This is a genomic window from Photobacterium sp. 2_MG-2023, from assembly GCF_030547675.1.
Taxonomy (GTDB): Bacteria; Pseudomonadota; Gammaproteobacteria; order Enterobacterales; family Vibrionaceae; genus Photobacterium; species Photobacterium arenosum.
This window is the reverse complement of the sequence record NZ_JAUOQQ010000003.1, coordinates 111346-137258: the sequence shown is the minus strand read 5'-3', so window position 1 is coordinate 137258 and position 25913 is coordinate 111346. Positions and strand designations below refer to the sequence as shown.

At 51.9% G+C, this 25913-nt stretch carries 5 protein-coding genes; 3 read left to right on the top strand and 2 right to left on the bottom strand.

Features of this window, described 5'->3' with window-relative positions; translation table 11 throughout:
• Nucleotides 1–39 precede the first annotated feature (39 nt).
• Together Q4491_RS04175 and hrpA are read right to left on the bottom strand one after the other, a co-directional pair.
• Complete coding sequence (locus Q4491_RS04175) at nucleotides 40–17880, bottom strand: non-ribosomal peptide synthetase (protein WP_303454950.1); 17841 nt, start codon at nucleotides 17878–17880, stop codon at nucleotides 40–42.
• A gap of 534 nt (nucleotides 17881–18414) precedes the next feature.
• Nucleotides 18415–22338 (bottom strand): ATP-dependent RNA helicase HrpA, encoded by a 3924-nt coding sequence (gene hrpA, locus Q4491_RS04170; RefSeq protein ID WP_303454947.1) that lies wholly within the window; start codon nucleotides 22336–22338, stop codon nucleotides 18415–18417.
• 198 nt (nucleotides 22339–22536) lie between these two features.
• Here hrpA and Q4491_RS04165 point away from each other — a divergent pair, with 198 nt between their 5' ends.
• From Q4491_RS04165 to Q4491_RS04155, 3 genes are all read left to right on the top strand, one after another.
• The gene (locus tag Q4491_RS04165; protein ID WP_192017140.1) at nucleotides 22537–22998 is read left to right on the top strand and encodes a TerB family tellurite resistance protein; all 462 of its coding nucleotides are present in this window, start codon (nucleotides 22537–22539) and stop codon (nucleotides 22996–22998) included.
• A 333-nt stretch (nucleotides 22999–23331) separates the two neighbouring features.
• Nucleotides 23332–25020, top strand: coding sequence for an NAD-dependent malic enzyme (locus tag Q4491_RS04160; protein WP_192017141.1), 1689 nt, complete (start codon nucleotides 23332–23334; stop codon nucleotides 25018–25020).
• A gap of 203 nt (nucleotides 25021–25223) precedes the next feature.
• Nucleotides 25224–25910 (top strand): vancomycin high temperature exclusion protein, encoded by a 687-nt coding sequence (locus Q4491_RS04155; protein ID WP_225445316.1) that lies wholly within the window; start codon nucleotides 25224–25226, stop codon nucleotides 25908–25910.
• Nucleotides 25911–25913 lie beyond the last annotated feature (3 nt).

Below are 25913 nucleotides of genomic sequence, written 5' to 3'. Positions count from 1 at the left end.
TCAAAGCACCGGATTTTGAGTCTTTCCAGAGTGATTCAGTTACCGCGTATTCTCTGTATCCATCGAGCGGTTAACTAAAGTATCAGCCGATATTTCCTGCAACACCGCATCAATACATTCCCCTAACCGGCGCCGATTCTCAGCATCCGCCATCATAGTGACATGATCGCCATCCACTTTTTTCACAATCAGCGAATGTGCCGGTAAATGGTGTTCCCATCCAAGTGCCGAGTTATCCGTGCGGTTAAAGTCCTGAGGTTTGATAGCTTCCCAATACCGAATCAGATCATCACTGCGCATGGGAGGCATGTCTTCTTTTGCTTTGAATAAATGCACTGCCAGTTCCGATGGCGAGAGAGTTGTTGCGCCAACCAAAGTCGCATAGTGATAACGCTGGTTCCACAACAACAGCTCTGCCTGATGATCATCCATCTGTGTACTGATCCCCCTATCTTTCAACGTCCTGAGCACAGCCTGTAGCGGCATATCACGCAACTGTGCCAGCAAGGCCAGATCAAGCTCTGCATGTTCCACTTCGAGCCAGCTCAGGAAAAGGGCTGTTACGCTGCTCATCGCCTGTTGAGGCCGCATGGTATCAAACAGTCCCAGCAGGGCCACTTCTTCCCCTTCCCTTTGCAATTGCAGTGCAATCTGGTAAGCAAGAATACCGCCAGACGAATACCCGAACAGGTGGTACGGCCCGCACGGCTGTATTTTACGAATCAGCGCTATGCTGGCTGCTGCCATGTCATCCATGGTTTCAGGCAACGGCTGAGCCATATCCGGCCAGGGTACGGCATAGACAGGGTGATCCGGGTTAATGACTTTCGCTATCTCATACACGTAAGAATGATCGCCAAAGCCTGTCGGCAGAAAGAACAAGGGTGGACGTATGCCACTGCGGCGAGCCGGTAACGCGCTTAACGGACGTCGCTCACCGAACTGGTTATCGAGCTGCTCAGCCAAGTCGGCCAGTACCGGATGATCGAATATGGCCTGTACCGGAAAACTCAGGCCAAGCGACTGTGCCATACTCACCTGACGCACCGCCAGCAGGGAGTGACCTCCCAATTCAAAGAAATGATCGTAACGACCCACCTGCTCCATTCCCAGCAAATCTCGCCACAGTTGAGCCAGCATGACTTCAGTGTCTCCCTGAGGCGGCACATAGCCTGCATCTGTAAAAGCCTGACCCTGCGGTGCAGGTAAAGCACGTCTGTCCACCTTACCATTCGGTGTCAGCGGCAGACATTCGAGCCATATGTAAGCCGAGGGCAGCATATAAGCCGGTAAAGACTCCGCCAGATACTTGCGCATTGCCGGTGTTTCCGGGGCTGATGCACCGTCATCGAGTGTCAGCCAGGCAACCAGTTGCTGACCATCCCCAAGATAATTTACATCGACCACCACATCACGAACCGCATCATGTGCACGCAGATACTGCTCGATTTCGCCCATCTCGATCCGGAAGCCGCGAATTTTCACCTGCCGGTCGTTGCGTCCCTGATATTCCAGACTACCATCCGGCAGATAACGCACCAGATCACCGGTCCGGTACATGTTTGCTCCCGCATTGAACGGATCGGGCAGGAACCGCTCGGCACTCATTTCCGGACGATTCAGATACCCCAGAGCCACACCGACACCACCTATGTAAAGCTCACCCACAGCGCCACGAGGAACAACCCGCCCCCGCGCATCCAGTACATAAGCACGCGTGTTACCTATCGGCTTACCTATAGGTAAACGATCGTGGCCATCAAAATGCTCTATATGCGCCGTGGTAGCAAAGGTCGTTGTTTCGGTTGGCCCGTAGGCGTGGATCAGTTTCACCGGCCCCTGGTATTGCAGCAGCTTCGCGAAAGCGGCCGGATCTTCCTTCTCGCCGCCGCAAATCAAATACCTGAGTTGAGACAAAGTGCTGCCAAGGGTATGAACATATTGATTAAACAAAGCGGTTGTCAGGAATAAGGCCGTGATCTGCTGCCTTTGCAATACCTCAGCAAAGGCTTTGGCATCCAGGACAGTTTGCGGGGAGATGACCACCAGCTGACCGCCATTGAGCAAGGCTGACCACACTTCCATCGTTGACGCATCAAAGGCCGGATTCGCTGCAAACGCGACAATGTCTGTCTCGTCGAAGCCCGCATAACCGTTGTTGATCACAAGCCGGCTGATACCCTGATGCGGTGTCATCACACCTTTAGGCTGTCCGGTCGACCCTGAGGTATACATGATATATGCCGTTGCTGTACTTGACCGCAGCCGTTCAGGATTGTCAGTGCGCTGACTGCGCTCATCGGCTAAGACATAAGACAATGCATCATCACCCGGCTGTTCTGTAATGACGATACATGCACCGCAATCACTGATGATCCATGCCTGCCGGGATTCCGGTAGTTTGGGATCAATAGGCACATAAACCGCGCCGGCCTTGAGTACAGCCAACTGTGCCACAACCAAATCCAGACTGCGCCCCAGCCTGACCGCCACAGGATCACCGGCTTGGAGACCCCGTTCAATCAGGACATGGGACAGTTGGTTAGCCTGAATATTCAACTCAGCATAACTGACAGATCGCAGACCATCGGTAACGGCAATCGCATCAGGATTAGCGCGTACCTGCTGTTCAAACACAGTGTGCACACAGCAGTCTGCCGGGTAAGCCATGGTCGTCTGGTTCCAGGTTTCCAGCTGCAAGCGATACTCAGCATCGGTGACAATGTCCAGCGTATTAACAGGCATGTCAGGCGTTGTGTCCAGAGCATGAGACAGTGAAGTCAGCGCCTGCAACATATATTCGCAAACCCTGGCTGCCTCAACCGGCTGACTGATTTGCGCCGTCAGACCAAGTGAATCACCGCCATCTTCAACTGACATAACGAAGGGATAATTGGTCCGTTCCTCAGCACTGAGCAGTTCAATGCCTGCCGGTAATATTAACTCGTCACCCTTGTTATGGCGGTAGTTCAGTAATGCACTGAACAATGGCGTTCCTGCCGGCAGACCACTGCAGCGCTGAGCCAGCGCCAGAGGCGCATGTTCATGCTCAAGCAAACCACTTACATTCTGGTGTGCCTGCTGCACCGCACTCACTACATCCTTATCATTAATATCCAGGCGAAGCGGCAGAGTGTTAATGAACAGTCCCATCGCCTGCTCTGCACCTTCACCGGCCTGCATCCGGCCAAGCAATACAGTGCCGAATACCACAGTATCCCGGCCCGTAACGCGAGAGAGCACCTGTGCCCAGGCCAGATGACAGAGGCTGGCCAGGCTGACCCCCAGCTTGCGTGCCTGCTCTCGCAAAGCACGATTGAGATCGCCGGGAACAGACAAGTGAGAAGTCACAACACGTGCGCCGTCCCCCCGAACATCGCTCAGCCCGAATGGCAGCACAGGCTCCTCGATATCAGCCAGCAGCTGGCGGAAAAACACCTCATGTTGTGCCTGGCTCATACCCAACCGACTTTGTGTAATCACGTTTCGGTATGGTGGCGCGACCGCCAGTTCGCTGGCTCTGCCAGCCAGAATAGTGGCAATCTCACTTTCTATCAGGGCAGACGTTGAATGATCGCCAATCAGATGGTGCCATTGCTGCAGCATTAACCAGCGACCGTCTTCATCCTGACTTACCACCATATTCAGCAGTGGCGCCTTCGTCAGATCCAGACGGGAACACCGGGAGTCAAAGCGAGCCAGTAACTGCTCGGCCACTGGCCCGTCGACCGGATTCAACGCTACCTCACTAACAGGTAAGGTGGCATGGCGCCAGACCACCTGTACAGATTCAGACAGACCATGGCTGATAAAAGCAGAGCGCAAAATATCATGACGATCAACTACTTGCTGCATGGCCGACAACCAATAGTCGAGCCGCTGGCGACTGTCAAAGCGCAGTAAAGCGGACAGCAGGTAGGTATCACCCTGTTCATTCAGTAAATGGTGGAAGTAAATCCCTTCCTGCAATGGCGACAAGCCATAGATATCCTGCACATTGCCCACACCGCCCGGAACCGTCGCCACTACCTGATCAATGTCCTGCTGATTCAGATCTGCCAGTGGGACTAACTCAGGGATAATACTTTTGGTGTCGACAGTGATCCGGTTCTCCGGAATCCGGACTTCCTGCTGTGAACCCAATGCTGAAGCCAGTGAGGCCAGCGTTGGGGCAGAAAACAGAGTTTTGACATCTGCGGCAAGCCCATAGCGACGGAGTTCAGCCATCAGTTTCACCACAAGCAGAGAATGACCACCCAGTTCGAAGAAATTGTCATTCCGGCCAATGTATTCACGTTCCAGTATTGTTGCCCAGATTTTAGCAAGCAAGATTTCCGTTTCACCCTGTGGCGCCGTATAAGCACGGCCAGCCTCAGCTTCCGGCAAAGGCAGCGCTCGGCGATCCAGTTTGCCGTTAGGGGACATAGGCAGCGCTTTCATGCGGACAAAATCTGACGGGATCATATATTCCGGCATACGCGTGCTCAGGAACAGGCGTAATTGATCAGTGAAAACAGACCATTCACTGTTCGCCTCCACCGAATCCTCAGGAACCACCCAAGCTATCAAACGTTTATCACCGCTGGTTCCTGCCGGCGCATCAATAACCACATCCTTTAACGCGGGATGAGCACCAAGCTGAGTTTCGATTTCGCCCAGTTCAATACGGAAACCACGGATTTTCACCTGATGATCATTACGTCCGAGAAATTCCAGACTGCCGTCAGCAAGATAACGCGCCAGATCGCCGGTGCGATACATACGTCCAGGCGGATGGAAAGGATCGTCAAGGAAACGCTCAGCCGTTAACGCTGGCTGATTCAGATAACCACGAGCCACCTGAACCCCGCCGATATACAACTCGCCAACAGCTCCCTTGGGTACAGGATTCCCGTAGTCATCCAGCAGATAGACGCGGGTATTACTCACCGGACGGCCAATCGAGGGAGCCGGGGCGTTGAGATCCAGCGGCATCGAAGTTGCCACCACAGTCGTTTCGGTAGGACCGTAGTTATTGACGACTGTGAGTCCCGGCGGAACATTCAGCGGCCAGCGGCGGACACTGTCTCCACCAATCAGCAACTGACGTAACGACTGAGGTACCATTTCGTTTGCCAGTGCGACTTCAGCAAGCGGTGTCACCATAAAAGACACCTGCGCGCCACTGTTTTGCCACCAACGCAACAAGGCATCACTGTCACCTTTTACTTGTAACGGCGGCAGCAGCAGCGTTCCGCCCAGCGACAAAGCAGGCCAGATCTCCCAGACACAGGCATCAAAACCCAGTCCCGCCATACAAGTGCTCTTCTCCCGAGCCTGCAACCCGGTTGCTTCAGCATGCCAGCCAATCAGATTCATCAGCTGAGCATGTTCAACCATCACCCCTTTAGGATGACCGGTAGAACCTGAGGTATACACCACATAGGCCAGATGCTCAGGACGAACCATCGTCTCTGGCGCACCAACAGACAAAGGTGTTGCCAGCGGCTCATCCAAAGCCAGAACAGGCACCTGCACATCACCCAGTGACTTACGGCCAGCCGAGTCGGCCAGCAAAAGCACCGGGGCGCTGTCTTTCAGAATATAGTGAAGCCGTTCAGCCGGATAATCCGGATCCAGCGGCACATATGCTCCTCCCGCCTTTAACACGGCCAGCAGTGCAACGATCATATCTGGCTTGCGGACAGCGCACACTGCCACTCTTGTTTCGATGCCGACACCACGGGCAATCAGTCCATGGGCTAATCGGTTTGCCCGGTTGTCCAGCTGGCCGTAGCTCAGAACTTCATCACCGCATACCAGGGCAACGGCCTGAGGAGAGCGGCTGGCCTGCTCTTCAATCAATTGATGCACACTGGCAGAGACGGAATACACACGTTCAGTCTGATTCAGGCTATGAAGCAACAGCTTACGTTCGCTGTCAGGCAATATATCAACCTGCGACACCGGCTGACTGACATCGGCCGCCATCGCTGTCAGCACCGCCAGCAAATAATCACTAAAGCGTTGTACTGTCTCGGCCTCAAACAATGCAGTGGCAAAATTCAGCATACCTGTGATCTGCTCACCGCTCTCTTCCAGTGCCAGGGTTAAATCGAATTTGGCAATATCGTAACCGAGACCGGCCTCGGCCACCTCCAGCCCTGGCAGCGAGATATCACGCACAGTGTTATCCTGCCAGGACAGCATCACCTGAAACAGCGGTGTTCTGTCAAGCTGCCGAGGCGGATTGAGCGCCTCCACCACCTGCTCAAAAGGTAAGTCACTGTTTTCACGTGCCGCAAGCACGGCCTGTCTGACCCTTGTCAGCAAGGTATCCAGAGAGGGATCCTCACGCAGGTCGATATGCAGGGCCAGTGTACTGACAAAGAAACCGACAATAGGCTCTACCTCCAGCCGCCCGCGGTTTGCATCAGGCATACCTACCACAACCTGCTGCTGCCCCGACAGCCGCGACAGCACGATCCCCCAGGCAGCCAGTACCGTCATAAACAGTGAGGTTCCGTGCTGTTTGCTGAGATGGCGTAATGACTGCGTCAGCGCCTCATCAATCTCAAGCGGCACCTCTGCGCCGGCAAAAGACTGAACCGGAGGGCGTGGTTTGTCCGTCGGCAATGTCAGTTGCGTCGGTGCATCGGCCAGCGAGTTACGCCAGAACTGTGCCTGCCTGTCCAGCTTATCCTGACTGAGGTGCTCTCGCTGCCAATGAGCATAGTCAGCATACTGCAGCCTGAGCGGCGACAGAGGATTTTCCCGGTTGTGACTAAACGCCTGATATAGCTCACCCAGCTCTTTCAGCAGGATTTTGGTTGACCAGCCATCTGAGACTATGTGATGGCAAACCAATACAAACAGAGTGTGATTATCTGTAATCTGCCAGACATGGGCGCGGACCAGTGGTCCCTCAGACAAATCAAACGGTGCAGTCATCTCGCGACGAGCTTGAACCAGCGCCTGACGCCGGGCGTCCGCTTCCGGTTCGGCTCGCAAATCATGCCATGACAGAGGCATAGCCTGCTCAGGCAGGAAACGAACCTGAGGCTGATCTCCCTGCGTTGCTACAGTACTGCGCAGGCTTTCATGACGTGAATACAATGCATCCAGACTTTGGCTGAAAGCGGCTTTATCTATCAGCCCCGTCAATGTCAGTGCTACCGGGATATGATAGGTCTCACTGGTGCCTTCGATCTGACTCAGAAACCACAGCCTTTGCTGGGCAAACGATAAAGGCACTGGCTCTTGCCTTGAAACAGGCGTAACAGGACGCTGCCGGATATCTCCCTCCCCCTGCAACTCTTCAGCCAGCGCATGCAGTACAGGCGTAGAGAACAGAGATGGCAGCGACAGTGTCCAGCCAGCCTGTTCAATCCGGTTAGCCAGTTGTACCGCCAGCAGAGAATGCCCGCCCAGGTCGAAGAAATTATCAAAGCGACCCACTGATTCCACACCCAGCAAAGAGGCCCACAAGGAAGCCAGCAAGCCCTCTTTTTCGCCCTTCGGTGGCTCATAAACTTCGCGGATCCCTGTCTGCTTTTCCGGTGCCGGCAGAGCACGTTTATCCAGCTTGCCATTGGTTGTCAGTGGCATTTCGTCCAGACAGACGAATGATGCGGGTACCATATAGTCCGGCAGACGGTTTGACAGGAACTGACGCCATTGAACGGCCAGTGTTTCCCTGTCAGTCTGACCCTTAGGGACAACCCAGGCCACCAGCCGTTTATCGCCATCAGCTGCCTGCCAGGCATCGACGGCCACATTGGTCACATTCTGATGGGCAAGCAGTGCTGCTTCCACTTCACCGCATTCAATGCGGAAACCACGAATTTTGACCTGCTGATCATTACGTCCTAAATACTCCAGCTCACCGTTTGGCAGATAGCGAGCCAAATCGCCCGACCGGTATAAACGCCCACCGTCATGAAACGGATCGTCAAGGAAACGCTCTGCATTCAACGCTGGCCGGTTCAGATAGCCGCGTGCGACACCGTCACCGCCCACATACAATTCACCAACCGCGCCATACGGCACCGGCTGACCGTGCGGATCCAGCAGATACAGACGAAGATCAGAGAGACGATGCCCGATCGGGCTGCCGCTGGCATGAATATCTGACGGTGACATGGCCCGATAAGTCACATGTACCGTTGTTTCGGTAATCCCGTACATATTCACCAACAACGGCGCATCAGCACTGTGGCGGTCGTACCAGGGCGTGAGATCGACCGGGTTGAGCATTTCACCGCCAAAGACGATGTATCTGAGCTGGTGCGGTGTATCATCCTGCGCTTGAATAAAGGCTTTGAACGCGCTCGGGGTCTGGTTCAGCACGGTGACACCGCTCTGGCAGACAAGGCGGTAAAAGTCCTTTGCAGAACGGGCTGTTGTCTGTGGCACCACCACTAACCGGCCACCGTGTCTCAGCGCCCCCCAGATCTCCCATACGGAGAAATCAAACGCAAAGGAGTGGAACAGACACCAGACATCCTCAGCATTGAAACCGAAATCGGCATCTGTGGCAGTGAACAGACGGTCAACCTGACGGTGCTCAACCATCACTCCCTTGGGCTGGCCTGTTGAGCCGGAGGTGTAGATAACATAGGCCAGATTGGCCGGTGATAAACCCGCAACCTGCGGATCACGGCTATCCCCTGCCAAGGGCTTATCCAGCGACAACAAAGGGATCGCCTGTTCTCCGAGAGCAGAACGACCCGCTTCATCAGCCAGTAACAACACAGGCGCAGCATCCTGAACAATGTATTGCAGACGTTCGCCGGAATAAGCCGGATCTAACGGCACATAGGCTCCACCTGCCTTGAGAATGGCGAGAATAGCAACAACAGTGCCGATTCCCCGCTCTGTACACAGCGCAACCAGAGTATCAGGCCCGACTCCACGTGCAATCAGTTCATGAGCGAGCTGATTGGCCTGCTGGTTCAGAGACTGATAACTCAGTTGCTGGTCGCCGGACACCAGAGCGATGGCATCCGGTGTTTTCGCTGCCATGGCTTCAAATCTATGGTGGAGACAACGCTGCTCTGTAATCTGATTTTCAGACTGATTACTACCATCTAATAACCACTGACGTTCAGCTTCCGGGAGAAGGTTAATGCGGTTAACCGGCTCTGACACATCTTTTGCTATCGCGATCAATACCTGATGCAGATACGCAACATAACGTTCAGCCGTAGCCCGATCGAACAAAGCGGTTGCGAAATACAATGCCCCTGCGACTTCCTGCCCGTGATCGGTGAGATCCAGCGTCAAATCATACTTAGCGGCCGCGTAGCCCGGCGCAAGAGGTTCCGCATCCAGTCCCGGTAAGCGAATGTTATGGGCTGTATTCTCCTGCCAGGTCAGCATCACCTGAAAAAGTGGCGTATAAGCACGTTGTCGTGGCGGATTGACCTGCTCAACCACTTGTTCAAACGGCAAGTCGCCATTTTCCTGCGCCAGAAGCAATGTCTCGCGAACTTGTTGTAACAGTGCCGGCCACTCAATGTCGCCGGACAAATCCAGTCGCAACGCCAATGTGCTGACAAAGAAACCCATCATGGGCTCGGTATCTAACTGCCTGCGATTGGCATCCGGCGTACCAATAACAACATCCTGCTGCCCCGAAAGTCGGGACAGCACTATGCCCCAGGCAGCCAGTACAGTCATAAACAAGGTGGCACCATTACGCTGGCTGAACTGGCGTAATGCCTGGGCCAGTTCGGCCTCCAGCCGTATCGCAACCTGATCACCGGCAAACGACTGCACGACAGGACGAGGACGGTCTGTCGGCAACGTCAGTAATACGGGTGCATCACTCAGCTGTTGCTGCCAGTAATCTGCCTGGCTCGACAGTCGCTCGGGCGTCAGCCACTGACGTTGCCAGCTGGCATAATCCGCGTACTGCACTGATAACGGGCGTAGCGGATTCTGTTCGCCTTGTGTAAATGCCTGATACAAAGCTGCCAGTTCACGCAACAAGATGCCGTTAGACCAGCCATCGGATACCAGGTGATGACAGGTAAAGGTAAAGATCTGCTCGTTATCACTGAGCCGGATAAGGCTGACACGCAGCAAGGGGCCATTCATTAAGTCAAACGGTTTGCTCGCTTCACTCGCGGCGATCTGGAGCGCTTGCGCTTCTGCCTTGTCTGAATTGGATAATTGACGCAAATCATGCACAGTCAGCGGCAGTTCCGCCGCAGGCAGGATCTGTGCACAGGGCAGGCCGTCCTGACTGCTAAACACAGTGCGCAACGCTTCATGGCGCGCATAAATGGTATCCAGGCTACGTTGCCAGGACGGGATATCCAGCGAACCCCGTAAACGCACCGCCAGCGGCATGTGATAGATTTCACTCATGCCATCCAGCTGTGTCAGGAACCATAATCGTTGCTGGGCAAATGACAATGGCAGCCGTTCACCGCGCACAACGGGCTCAATGGACGGTAATCCTTCTGTATTGTCTGTCGTCAGCTGACGGGCCAGTTGATGCAGCACAGGATTGGCGAACAACGCCGATAGAGCCAACGGCTGCCCTAACTGCTGCATCCGGTTAGCCAGACGTACGGCCAGCAACGAATGGCCTCCCAGCGCGAAGAAATTATCATCCCGGCCTACCCGCTCCACTTCAAGCAAAGTTTCCCACAAAGTTGCCAGCCGCTGCTCAGTTTCATTTTCGGGTGGCATATAGTCAGCACGTGACTGGCTTTGCGCCTGAGGATCCGGTAATGCACGGCGATCCAACTTGCCATTGGGTGATAACGGTATTGTGTCAATCGGCATAAAGGCCACAGGTACCATGTAGTCCGGTAGCAGACCTGTCAGATAGTCCCGCAATCCGGCTCCGTCCGGTTCACAACCCTCACCTGACACAAACCAGGCGATCAGGTGCTTGTCACCATGTCTGTCACTGCGGGCGTCCACAACGGCATCGAGCACCTGCGGGTGCGTCTGCAATACGGCCTCAATCTCACCACATTCAATACGGAAACCGCGGATTTTTACCTGCTGATCATTACGGCCCAGATATTCAATGTTGCCATCCGGCAGGTAGCGTGCCAGATCACCGGTCCGGTACATACGTCCGCCATGTTCGGCATTGAACGGATCACTGAGAAACCGTTCAGCGGTCAGCTCAGGACGATTCAGATACCCGCGTGCAACCTGTATCCCCCCGATATACATTTCACCCACTGCGCCTAAAGGCACTGGCTGACCATACTTGTCTAACAGATAAATACGGGTATTCGCCACCGGGCGACCAATAGGAACGGTCACCAGATTTGTCTCGCGAGAACAATGCCAGGCGGTAACATCAACTGCGGCCTCGGTCGGCCCGTAAAGGTTGTGCAATTGTGCATGTGGTAACTGACGGTAACATGCCTTCACTAAAGAGGCAGGCAGCGCCTCGCCACTGCAGATAACCCGCGCGACAGGCTGACAGCGTTCTGCCGCGCCGCTGTAGGCCAGAAAACTTTGCAGCATAGAAGGCACGAAATGCAGGGTTGTTACTCCATAACGGGCAATAGTACGGCTGAGATAATCCGGATCTTTATGCCCTTCAGGACGTGCCATCACCAGTCTGGCCCCATACATCAACGGCCAGAAAAACTCCCAGACCGACACATCAAAGCCAAACGGTGTTTTTTGAAGGACCGTATCCTCTGCGGTCAGCCCATAAGCTTCCTGCATCCAGATCAAGCGGTTAACTATGCCCCTGTGCTCATTCATCGTGCCTTTCGGTTTACCTGTTGAACCCGATGTATAAATGACATAAGCCAGATTGTCCGGCTGGGACTGTGGTACTGGATTCTCGCAGCTCACACCAGATGGCTGGTTGCCGTTTAACGACATTTCAGGAATAGCGTGCTTGCCGAGCGCATTGCGCCCGGCTTCATCAGTCAGCAGCAAGACGGGATCAGCATCTTGCAGAATGTACTGTAACCGCTCGCCGGGATAAGCCGGATCCAGGGGAACATAAGCGCCACCGGCTTTCAGAATACCAAGCAGGCCGATCACCATTGCCAGACTTCGCTCAGCACAAACAGCTATCCTGCTGTCTGGGCCAACACCATGTGCTATCAGTGTGTGCGCTAGTTGGTTTGCTTTCTCATTGAGCTGGGTATAGCTCAATGTCTGATCGTCACAAGCTTGATCTTCACAGACCTGATCGTCAAAAACCAAGGCAACGGCATCTGGTGTGCGTGCCACCTGCGCTTCGAACAAGGTCTGCAGGCACTCGGACTGAGGATAACCCCTGGCAGTGCTGTTCCAGCCATTGACGAGCATGGCATACTCATTGTCCGGCACAATCGGCAGTTCACAAACCGGAAGATCCGGCGTATAAGCCAGCGCATTGGTCAACGCACTCAGCGCCTGCTGCATATAACCGCATACCCGTTCTGCCTCTATCGGCGCAATGACCTGAGCCGTAATAGATAGCATGTCCAGACCGTCATCCACCGACAGTACAAAGGGGTAGTTGGTTCTTTCCTCTGCGGAAATCAGACTCACCCCTTCAGGCATAGGCAGGTTATCACCTTCGTTGTGGCGATAATTGAGCAATGCACTGAATAATGGCGTTCCTGCCGGTAAACCACTGCAACGCTGCGCCAGCGCCAGTGGGGCATGTTCATGAGCCAGCAGAGCACTCAGGTTTTGATGGGTCTGGCGAACGGCGTTTTCTGTACTGCGGCTATCCATTTCCAACCGCAAAGGCAAGGTGTTGATAAAGAGTCCCAACGCACTTTCAGCCCCTTCGCCGGATTGCATGCGACCCAGCAACACAGTGCCGAAAACAACACTGTCCTGACCGCTGGTTCTCGCCAGTACCTGCCCCCACGCAAGGTGACAAAGGCTGGCAAGGCTGACCCCCAGTTGTTTTGCATGTACCCGCAACGCCCGATTCAAATCAGCGGGCAGCGTCAGGCTTGCTTCATTGGTTTGCAAACCATCACCGTGAACATTGCTCAGACCAAAGGGCAGCACAGGTTCAGACATATCAGCCAGCATGCGACGGAAAAATGTTTCATGCTCGCTGTCACTGACGCCCAGCCGGGCTTGTGCCACCGCATTGCGAAATGGTTGTGCGGGTTTCAGTGCCGCTTCGTTACCTGCCATGATTTCGCAGACTTCTTCAACCATCAAGGCCAGCGTCGTATGATCACCAATAAGGTGGTGCCATTGTTGTAACGCGCACCAGCTGCCATCTTGCTCTTGCGCAATTACAACATGCAGTAACGGTGCCTGAGTCAGATCCAGTCGGGTATGACGGGGATCATAACGCGATGCCAGTTGCTGGCTGATCTGCCCCTCCGCCGGGTCCAGCACCAGCTCTGTTGCATTGAAATTAGCCTGCCGCCACACAACTTGTACCGGAGACGCTGTACCAGTTGCCACAAAAGCAGTGCGCAGAATGTCATGCCGAGTGATAACCTGCTGCATTGCAGCCAACCAATTATCCAGACGGGACCGGCTGTCAAACTGTAAGGTAGCGGACAGCAGGTAGGGATCGCCTTTTTCTGCTAACTGATGGTGAAAATAGATCCCCTCCTGTAACGGAGAAAGTGCATAGATATCCTGCACATTAACGACACCGCCCTGCACACTGTCAGTGATCGCAGTAATCTCTTCCTGAGCGAGATCGGCCAGAGGCAACATGTCTGGCGTGATTGTTTCACTGCCAACCCGAATTCTGTTTTCAGGTACGGCCACATCGGCCTGGGGGACCAGCGTCTGAGCCAATACCGACAGCGTCGGTGCAGAAAACAATGCCTGCAAATCTGTCGCCAGACCGACCTTACGCAGTTGAGCCAGCAATTTGACCACAAGCAATGAATGGCCACCTAATTCAAAAAAGTTATCATCGCGGCCTACACGCTCAACACCCAACAGATCCTGCCATATACGCGCCAGTAACAATTCTGTTTCACCCTCGGGAGCGACGTAAATCATTCGTCCGGTTTCGGTCAAATCAGGCGCTGGCAGTGCACGGCGGTCCAGCTTGCCGTTCGGCGACAAAGGCAAGGCTTTCAGGCTGACAAACACAGTGGGAATCATATAGTCTGGCAGGCATCCCGCGAGAAACGCTGACAGCTCGGTATTCAACTCTCCCCATCCGGACTCTTCTGCTGGTACCAGCCAGGCAACCAGCCGTTTCTCTCCTGTACTGTCTGACAGTGCATCGACAACCGCATCACAGACAAATGGATGGGACACCAGCTGCGCTTCGATTTCGCCGGGCTCGATCCGGAAACCCCGTATTTTCACCTGATGGTCATTCCGGCCCAGGTATTCGAGGCTGCCATCAGGCAAATATCGGGCTCGATCACCGGTTCGGTACATTCGCCCTCCCGGCTTAAATGGATCGTCAAGAAATCGCTCAGCAGTAAGTTCAGGCTGATTCAGGTAACCGCGGGCAACCTGCTCACCACCAATATACAATTCGCCTATCGCCCCCAAGGGTACCGGCTGCCCCGACTCATCCAGTAAATAGGCACGCGTATTAGCGATCGGGCGGCCAATCGATGGCACTACAGCACCAGTGTGCGGATTCCCCGATGTGGCAACAACTGTGGTTTCTGTCGGGCCGTAATTATTCAATAATGTCAGGCCATGCGGGATGTTCAGCGGCCAACGGCGAATACTGTCGCCACCAATCAGCAAAGTTCTCAGTGCCACAGGAAGATGACCGGCAGCAAGGGCGACTTCAGCCAAAGGTGTCACCATGAAAGATATCTGTGCGTCGCTATTACCCCACCAACGCAACAGCGCATCACTATCACCGGATACTTCTCTTGGCGGTATCAGCACTGTGGCGCCCAATGACAAAGATGGCCATATTTCCCATACACAGGCATCAAAACCCAGACCTGCCATACAGGTAGTGCACTCTCCGGCTTTCAGTTCTGTTGCCTCGGCATGCCAGTAAATCAGATTGAGCAACTGGCCGTGTTCGACCATCACCCCTTTGGGCTTACCCGTTGACCCTGAGGTGTATACCACGTAGACCAATTGATTGGGTTGGACCTGTATCGCCAGGTTTTCAGATGAAATCGTCGCAGGTAACGTTGCTTCCAGATCCAGCACAGGAACAGGATGCACACTTAACGCCGAACGGCCAACGGCATCGGCGAGCAACAACACAGGACGGCAATCATTAAGAATATACTCGAGCCGCTCACCAGGGTAACTGGGATCTAATGGAACATACGCCCCTCCGGCTTTGAGTACCGCCAGCATTGCCACAATCAGTTCCGGGCTGCGCGTGGCACAGATTGCTACCCGGGTTTCCGCCCCCACGCCATAAACCAGCAGTTCATGCGCGAGGCGGTTTGCCCGCGTATTGATCTCGGCATAACTGAATTCGGCGTCTCCGCAACGCAGAGCAATAGCATCAGGCGTTTTCTCCGCCTGCTCCTCAAACATGGCATGAACGTAACTCACCGGCGGGAAGTCAGCCGCTGTTACATTCATCTCCTCCAGTAAATAATGACGTTCGTTCGCATTCAGCAAACACAGCTCACTTACCGGGGTATCAGGTTCATTACGCGCTTGTTCTAGGACAAAAAGCAGGTGTGTACTGAGCCTGTCAACCTGCTCAGTTCCAAGTACTGCCTCATCATACAGCCAGCGGAATCTGTTCCCTGCTTTATCGATTTGCAGCAGTGCGCCGGCATCTATCGGGCAGTCAGTAGCGGCAGAGATATCAGAAATCAATTCAATCGTCAGTGGCCACCAGACGGTTGGCGACAGTAAAGCATGGAGCTCAGGATGGAAAGGCAGATGCGCCAGCACACGGTCACATTCCGTTTTCAATAATTGCTGGATAGCTGAAAAATGCTGCGTCATATCCAGAGAAACATGCACCGGCAACACAGCATCGGCTAACAGACTGTCTACTTGCCTCTGTAACCAGCCAATCTGGAAATCGGTTTGATCTCCCATTCGGGCAAGATAAACAGCGACAGCGCTCAGAAAAGTCGGCAGATCGGTCTTGCCCACAAACTGCCAGGCTGTAGCTTGCCAGTTTGTCTCTGACGGGGCGATTTGTCGGGCCGGAAATGCCGAAGGTATGGGTTGCTCCAGACGGGCTTGCCAAAAAGAAGCAAAGCCTTTCCCTTCATCAAACAGCGCAGTCAGGCGGGAAGCCTGCTCTTCGCTGAGTACAGGCAGACGCTGCCCCGGCTCCAGCTTATACTGACGTGCAAGCTGTTTCCCTGATTGCACTTTTCCGGATGCGTTAAACCAGCCACCAATGCGTACAATTCCCTGAGCTGTCGCAATGTCCCACCCCTGATCGTCAATATGCAGTATCGTGCCTGGTAAGGCCGTGGTTTGGCCTTCGCACACATCCACAGTGTCGATACCGAGCACACCATCCTTCAGTGCCAGTTTAACCGGACAAGCTTGCGAAGGATGACCTATGGCATAAGACAGCCGTTCCAATACCTGAGCGGATTGGTCCCAGCACAGCACCCCACCCGCAGCAGGCTGAAGACGGGATACATAAAAATTATCCTGCAAATCCGCCTCATCCGCTTTAGCAGCAAGACGTACAACATCTTCAAGCTGGCTGTCTGGTTTATGACAAAGCGACTGGAGAATGAACTGAAAGCGGCGCTGCAGGTTATCAAGCTGCGCCAGTGAATGGATATGCGGCGCATCGACAAACATGACATCCAGTTCCTGTGCCTGTCTGTCTTCAAAAAACAGAATCTGCATATCGCTGACCGAGATATTTCCGCCATAATGCCAGCGTGTTTTACATTGCCAAAAGCTATCACCGTTATCAAAAGCGACAATATTAATCGCAGGGCCAAACCAGGATACATCAGCAGCGTTCCTGTCCCGCCGGATATCCTCGCCCCGGTAGAGTTGACGCCGAACCGTTTTCCCCATTTCGGCTGTCACCTGCCGGGCCAGATGCTCAAGCGTGTCATCAGGGGTTAAGCGCAGAATCAGCGGAACCACATTCGCGGTCATACCTATGCCACTGCGCTCCCGAGTCCCTGCTACCGGCAGACTGAAATTCAACTCGGTATGACCTGTAACACTATAAAAACAAGCCGCCACTGCCGTTGTCAGCAGGTGTGCGCGGTGAACACCAATTTGTGCAGCACATTGATCAATCTGATCCAAATCTGCCTTGTCGAGCACATATTTACTGATGTTCATTTCTGAATAAGGGACGTGTTTTTCTTTGCGAGTCAGAGTGTGAACGGAAGACGCGGTATACTGCTTCCAAAACTGACTATCCTTGCCTAGCCTCGCCGAACCCCGATATTTTTTATCGTTCTCATAGAGTTGGGTAAAGCCACAGCTTTCAAACTCAGGAATAGGTTGCTGGCTCGCCAGCGCATTGTAAGTCAGCACAATCCGGCGGCTGAACTCTTCCCCGCCTCTGCCATCAATCAGCATGTGATGTAAGCGGCGGTAAAAAATGCACTTCTCTGGTGCCAGATTCAGTACAGCAAAATGATACAAATCGTGCTCAAGGACAGAAACGGCCCGGTCAGCGTCATCACGCATCCATGCTATAGCAGTGTCCAATGGATTATGGCTGGAGGAGAAATCATAAAAATACAGCGGCTCAGCCGTCTGCTTGGCATAATATTGATAAAGTTCCCCCTCCTTTTCAACAAATCGCGCCTGAAGAGCGGGTATATCGTTAATTGTTATCTCAACGGCCTGGCGCAGCAACTCAACATTCAATGGCCCATCTATCACGCCATAACCCCAGAAATTAAAGGGCTGCGTTTGAGACATGGTTTCGCTAAGCCAGAGTTCATGCTGAGCCGTGGTAATCCCATGCAAAGTATGTTGCTCTTCACCGACAAAATAAAAAGATTGAAGGCTATTATCGTTTAACTGAGCCTGTTTATTCATAATATTCCCTATCTTATTGTCAATACGCAATGAAACTCACCGTACAGCCAACATAAAAAATGCACCAACCGACAGAATGAGTGGTAATAAAAAGTGAGGGAACAGATTTGCCCCAACATGACTAATGAGTGTTATCAGCTATTACATTCAGGTATTTACCGGACTATTCACAGCGTAAACAAGTGTAGGAAAGAGAATTTAACTTGTCTAAACTGCATTCATCAGCAGGAGGTATTTTTGCGTGTTATAAGTGAAATCGATGTAATTTTCTGTAACTGACAAGATAGGTAATTAATAAAAAATAAGACACTTTTATCTCTCACAAAAAATAATGAGATAAAAATGCATTATGAATAAAACATGAATCTGGAGCGGGCTTATAACGAACCAGCTCAATTATTCTTCCAGTGCTTTATTATATATATCACCATGAAAACAGAACACATATAACACAAGCAAAAAAATTGACGAGTTATTAACTCGTCAATTTTTAATTATAATATTTTTTTAATGACGTTTAAATGAATCACTTCATTAACAGGAAGCGATGGCATTTCTGACTCGTTTATCAGAGACAGGATACGGTGTACCTAATTGTTGAGCGAAATAACTCACACGCAGTTCCTCTATCATCCAACGGATCTCCTTAACCTGTTCAGGTATCGGCTGACCTTTAGGAATCTTATTGAGTAATTCTTTGTAGTCATTGGTTACTGACTCAACTTTCAGTATATGTACTCTGTCTTTATTCGGGTCAATCGGCAGTTTTTCCATTCTGCGCTCAATCGCTTTCATGTAACGCAAGATATCCGGCAGACGTTGCCAACCACACTCAGTGGCAAACCCTTTAAAGATTAAACCTTCAATCTGGGCTTTGATATCAGACAACGCAAAGGCCATACTCAGGTCGACTTTCCCTTTCAATTTTTTGTTGATATTGAAGGCCGTAGTCAAAATGGCTTCTACCTGTTTGGCGATATCGACAACCGTATCTCCCAGCTCGGCCCGCACATGCTCTTTCAATGCTTCAAATGTATCGGCATCCCAAACCAGACCGCCCTTTTCTTCAATCAGTTTATCTACGCCACAGGCAATACAGTCATCAATCAGATCCATAACCCGCCCATACGGATTGAAGTACAGACCCAGCTTTGATTTGTTCGGCAAATTAGCATGCAAATATTTGATCGGCGACGGCACGTTAAGCAATATCAGACGACGCTGGCCTTGCTGCATAGCCGTACGTTGCTCTTCTTCTGTTTCAAACAGCTTGATACCGACCGAATCTTTGTTATCAATGATAGCCGGATAGGCTTTAACTTCAAACCCGCCACGTTTCTGCTGATAACGCTCTGGCAACGCGCCAAAGCTCCAGGTCTTCAGGCCGTCCTGCTCAATATCATCATCGGCAACCTTAGACAGCGTTTCCTGAACTTTCTCTTTCAGGCTGTCTTTCAGTGCGTACAAGTCCTTATTTTCCCGAAGTTTCCGGTTACGGTGATCCACAGCACGGAATGTGATCTTCAGGTGTTCAGGAATTTGATCCAAATTCCAGTCATCGCGCAGTACAGTCACACCTGTCATACGCTTGAGTTCTTTTTCCAGCGCATCCAGCAAAGGCATCGACAATGCCTGTACCCGGGCCAGAAAAGCATCCGCATAGTTAGGTGCCGGCACAAAGTTACGACGTAAGGATTTGGGCAACGACTTGATCAAAGCTACCACCAGCTCATGGCGCAAACCCGGTATCTGCCAATCAAAACCGTCCGGTTCCACCTGATTCAATACAGGTAACGGAAGATGAACTGTGACACCATCTGTGTCTTCACCCGGTTCAAACTGATAGCTCAGCTTGAGTTTTAAGCCGCCCTGATGCCAGAAGTTGGGATAATCAAGCTCAGTCACATGGCTCGCATCACCCCGTAACAGCATCTCACGTTCAAAGTTCAGCAGATCTTTGTCTTTCCGGGAAGCTTCCTTCCACCAGGCGTCAAAATGCCGCCCGGAAACCACAGTATGCTCAACCCGCTGATCGTAAAATTCATACAGCGCATCGTCATCGATCAGAATGTCACGCCGGCGGGACTTATGCTCAAGCTCTTCCACTTCCCGCAATAACTGCCGGTTTTGATGGAAGAACTTATGCTTTGTTTCCCAGTCCCCCTCGACCAGTGCCGAGCGAATAAAAATTTCGCGGCTGAGTACAGGATCAATCTTGCCGTAATTCACTTTACGTTTAGGCACAATCGGAATGCCGTACAGGGTGACTCTCTCAAAGGCCTGCACAGAAGCCTGCTTTTTCTCCCAGTGCGGTTCACTGTAGCTGCGCTTGATCAGATGGGGGGCCAACGGTTCGATCCATTCAGGCTGAATCTTAGCGGCAATACGCCCCCACAGCTTGGAGGTTTCCACCAGCTCGGCCACCATAACCCACTTCGGTTGCTTCTTGAAAATACCGGAACCGGGGAAGATGTTAAATCTGGCGTTGCGCGCGCCCTGATAGTCGTTCTTCTCCTGATCCTTCTGGCCAATATGCGACAGTAAGCCCGCCAGTAGCGAGGTGTGCACCGCCTGATAATCGGCAGGTTCCTCGTTATGACGCAGCTTCAGCTCACGCACAACCTGATGCACCTGAAAATAAATATCCTGCCACTCCCGCACGCGCAGGTAATTCAGGTAATCCGCTTTACACTGCTTACGGAATTGATTTGCAGACAGCGTTTTTTGCTGCTCTTTCACGTACTCCCAGAGGTTCACGAAGGTCTGGAAATCCGATTCTTTGTCATAGAAACGACGGTGTTTCTCATCCGAGGCCTGTTGTTTTTCTGTCGGGCGCTCCCGTGGATCCTGTATCGACAAAGCAGAAGCAATAATCATGACCTCTTGCAGCGCACCGTGTTTCGGTGCTTCCAGCACCATACGTGCCAAACGCGGATCAATCGGCAACTTCGCCAGCTGACGGCCAACCTCAGTCAAACGCTTTCGCGGGTCGGTCGCGTTAGCGTTCATCGCACCCAGCTCTTCAAGCAGGCGTACACCGTCCTGAATATTACGGCTGTCAGGCGGCTCAACAAACGGGAAGGCCTGGATATCACCAAGGCCAATCGCCGTCATCTGCAAAATAACCGATGCCAGGTTAGTACGCAGAATCTCCGGATCGGTAAATTCCGGACGCGACAGAAAATCATCCTCTGAATACAGACGAACACAGATACCTGCCGCCACCCGGCCACAACGGCCTTTACGCTGATTGGCACTGGCCTGCGATACCGGTTCTATCGGTAAGCGCTGCACCTTGGTGCGATAACTGTAGCGGCTTATACGGGCTGTACCCGGGTCGATCACATACTTGATACCAGGAACAGTCAGTGAGGTTTCAGCCACGTTGGTCGATAGCACAATGCGCCGGCCGCTATGCGACTGGAACACCCGGTTCTGCTCACTGGCTGACAGGCGTGCGTACAAAGGCACGACTTCAGTGTGTTTGATATTGCGCTTATTCAGGGCATCTGCCGTATCGCGGATCTCCCGTTCGCCATTCATGAAGATCAGGATATCGCCCATGCCTTCATCGCACAGCTCATCGACCGCATCGAAAATGGCCTGTAGCTGATCACGATCGTTATCGTCACTGTCATCCATGATCGGCCGGTAACGTACTTCAACCGGATAGGTACGGCCAGACACTTCGATAATCGGCGCATGGTTAAAATGTTTTGAAAAGCGTTCCGGATCGATAGTCGCTGAGGTGATGATCACCTTGAGATCCGGACGTTTCGGCAACAGGTTTTTCAGATAGCCCAGAATAAAGTCGATATTCAGGCTTCGCTCATGGGCTTCATCGATAATGATGGTGTCATACTGGCTCAGGTATTTATCGTTCTGAATTTCAGCCAGCAAAATACCGTCGGTCATCAGCTTCACTTGCGTTTTATCTGATACCTGATCGTTAAAACGGACTTTGTAACCTACGGTTGAGCCCATCTCGCAGCCCAGCTCTTCAGCGATACGGTTCGCCACTGACCGCGCCGCCAGCCTACGGGGCTGAGTGTGGCCTATGGTTCCCGTGGTGCCCAGCCCAAGTTCGAGACAGATTTTAGGTAGCTGAGTGGTTTTACCTGAGCCGGTTTCACCCGCAACAATCACGACCTGGTGCTCGCTGATCGCCTTCGCAATGTCCTCTTTCTTCTGACTAACAGGCAACTGTTCAGGATAGGTAATCTGAGGACAGCTGCGGCGCCGGATGTCTACCGCTTGCATTGAGCGTGCGATATCCATAGCGATTTCATCGAATACCGTATGGCGAGCCTGTTCATTCTTTATCTTAGCGGCACCCTGCACTCTTTTGTGCAGACGGAAACGATCGCGGATCAGGCAATCTTTCAGTGCGGCTTTTAATGTTTTTTCATTATTGCGAACCTCGGTCCGCTCAGATTGAGACTTTGTAGACTGAGTCAAGTGATTTCCTGCTTGTATCAGTTGGTCGTTCAGGCTGAATGCAAGTCATCAAAAGGCCTGAACAAACGCATCATAAAACTGCCGCGATTCTAACACATAGTTTATCTTTCATCAGGCAGGCTAAAACTATCCCTTGCATTTTTTCTGCGAGCACTGCAAAGATAAAAGTATGACTGAGGCTGTTGAAAGGAAATGATTATGTTCCAGCAATTACGCGTACTCTTTCGTCAGGTAATGAATGAAGGTAGTGATGATGGCGCGGCGGTTGATACCCCATCCCTTCACCTGGCGATGGCTTCACTGCTCTGTGAAGTCGCAGATGCCGATCACAGCAGAGACCCCAGCGAGGAAAGTGCAAAAGTCCACCTGTTAGTCAAATTGCTTGAAGTGGATGACACACAAGCCAGAGCCCTGCTGCACGAAGCTCAAACCCGCAGTGAGCAGTCTGTGTCGGTTTTTGAATTCACCAATAAGCTGCGCTCACTGTCTGCGGAAGAGCGTTACCGCTTAATCGAAGCCATGTGGCAGGTCGCTTTTGCTGACGGCATTTTAGACCCGGTGGAAGAAGCCGTTATCCGCCAGGTTGCAGAGCTGATCTATGTTGACCATGCCACTTTCATTAAGGCTAAACTGTCCGCTCAGGCAGGCGCTTCCGAGTGATTCCTTTATGGAATGCCTAATACAGAAGACGGATAATGTAAATCGGGTGATTTTGGGGTAAATTTCTGATAATCACCCGCCATTCCAGTTAAATTCGCCAATAAAACACAACAACTCAGCTAATATAAGCCACAAACAGCCATTATCACCTGATAATGGCTTACTTTATCTCGCATTTTCCTTCATCAATAAGACATTCAACAAAAGTTGAAAATGTTGATCATTTTAACAAAATTTTTGAACTTTCTCTTTGAATATAACGAGTGATAGGTCTACGATGTGCCATCAATAAGAAGAAATGCCAAAATTTCAGCCAAAAACAGAGTCTATTGCATGAAAGACGATAAAAGACCCCTATATATCCCCTACGCCGGACCGGCCCTGCTAGAAACTCCTCTACTTAACAAAGGAAGTGCATTTTCTGTCGAAGAGCGAATGTTCTTCAACCTCGAAGGTTTGTTACCAGAAGCGATTGAAACCATTGAAGAACAGGCAGAACGTGCTTATCAGCAGTACCTGAAATTTGACAATGATATGGATAAGCATATCTATCTTCGCAACATTCAGGATACCAACGAGACACTGTTTTACCGACTGGTTGAAAGCCATATCACTGAGATGATGCCAATCATCTACACCCCGACTGTCGGTGCGGCATGTGAGAACTTCTCTAATATTTACCGCCGTGGTCGTGGGCTGTTCATTTCTTATCCGAACCGTGACCGCATTGAAGATATGCTCAACAATGCTTCCCGCCATAATGTCAAAGTCATAGTCGTGACTGACGGCGAGCGTATTCTTGGTCTGGGTGATCAGGGCATCGGCGGCATGGGTATCCCAATTGGTAAGCTGTCGCTCTATACCGCCTGTGGTGGTATCAGTCCGGCTTATACCTTGCCGGTTGTGCTGGACGTGGGTACCAATAACCCGCAGCGTCTGTCTGACCCTATGTACATGGGCTGGCGCCATACCCGTATTACCGGTAAAGAATACGAAGACTTCGTAGATAACTTCATTCAGGCAGTTAAGCAACGCTGGCCAGATGCATTAATCCAGTTTGAGGACTTTGCACAGAAAAACGCCATGCCTTTGCTGGATCGCTACAAAGATAAAGTCTGCTGTTTCAACGATGATATCCAGGGTACTGCTGCTGTAACTGTGGGTTCCCTTCTGGCAGCCTGTAAAGCGGCCGGCAGTAAACTGTCTGAACAACGTGTCGCTTTCCTGGGTGCAGGCTCTGCCGGGTGCGGTATTGCTGAAGCGATTATTGCGCAAATGGTCTCTGAAGGTATTTCCGATGCACAGGCACGCAGCCAGGTTTACATGGTAGACCGCTGGGGTCTGCTGCTTGACGATATGCCTAATCTGGTTAACTTCCAGAAAAAACTGGTGCAAACACGTAAGAGCATCAGTGAGTGGGAAACTGATGACAGCAATATTTCCCTACTGGACGTAATGCGTAACGGTAAACCGAACATACTGATCGGGGTATCCGGTGTACCGGGCCTGTTCAGTGAAGAAGTGATCCGTGAAATGCACAAGCATTGTGAACGTCCGATCATCTTCCCGTTATCCAACCCGACCAGCCGTGTAGAAGCCATGCCTGCTGATATCATCCGTTGGACGGACGGTCAGGCTTTGGTTGCCACCGGCTCGCCGTTTGAACCTGTTGTTTATAACGGTAAAACCTACCCGATTGCCCAGTGTAACAACAGTTATATCTTCCCTGGCATTGGTTTGGGCGTGCTGGCTGTTGGTGCCCGCCGCGTAACCGATGAAATGCTGATGGAAAGCAGCCGGGCACTGGCGGAATGTTCCCCCTTAGCCATTAACGGCCGTGGCGCTTTGCTGCCACCGCTGGAAGATATCCAGAATGTGTCTCGCTACATCGCTATGGCAGTGGCGAAGAAAGCAGTTGAGCAACGCAAAGCACCGAAAAACACCGAAGAGCGCATTAAAGAGAAAATTGATGCGAACTTCTGGGAACCGGGCTACCGCCGATACAAGCGGACATCGTTCTAATTATTCGCTTTTTTGATGAACAAACCCGCTACTGGCGGGTTTTTTATTTTTCAGCCTGCCATACTGATGATTTTCACGACAAGTATGACCTGATTTTTACACAACATTATCAACGGATTAAGGTACACTTAAGGCGTTAAGCAACCGTTATTTTTGCGTTTTGGGCCTCTATGAAGCTACCTACATTTCTGCGGTATACCGTCATGCTGATGATTGTACTGTTCGGATTCTTTCTGATACTCGACAGATGGGTAGCAGCGACGACGGCTGATCGTATCTATACCCAGATAGATCTCATCCCTGCCCGCACCGTTGGTCTTGTGCTGGGAACGAGTAAATACATAGCCCATAATCTCAATCCTTATTACAACTACCGGATGGATGCCGCGGTTAAGTTGTACCGGGAGAAAAAGGTCCAGATCTTTCTGTTAAGTGGTGATAACGCGCACCGTTCATACAACGAGCCATGGACTATGAAACGTGATTTGCTCAAAGCCGAGATCCCTGACGAAGTCATTGTGCTCGACTATGCGGGTTTCCGGACGCTGGATTCAGTTATCCGGGCTAAAAATGTGTTTGAAGCTAATAGTCTGGTCATTATTACCCAGCAATTCCATTGTGAACGAGCGCTGTTTATTGCCAGTCACAAAAATCTGAATGCCATCTGTCTGGCCGTTCCGGAACCTCGCGGATTCGCCGGATTCAAAATTCGGTTAAGGGAAGTGTTTGCGAGAGTAAAAGCCATACTGGATCTGTACATTCTGAACGAGCAGCCCCGCTTTCCCGGCCCCAAAGAGCCCATATTTACCAAACCGCCTCTGCAGCAAGTACAGCCTGAGCAGCCGACTTACTCAGCACCATTATCTCCTCTTCTTATCAACACGATCTGAGTT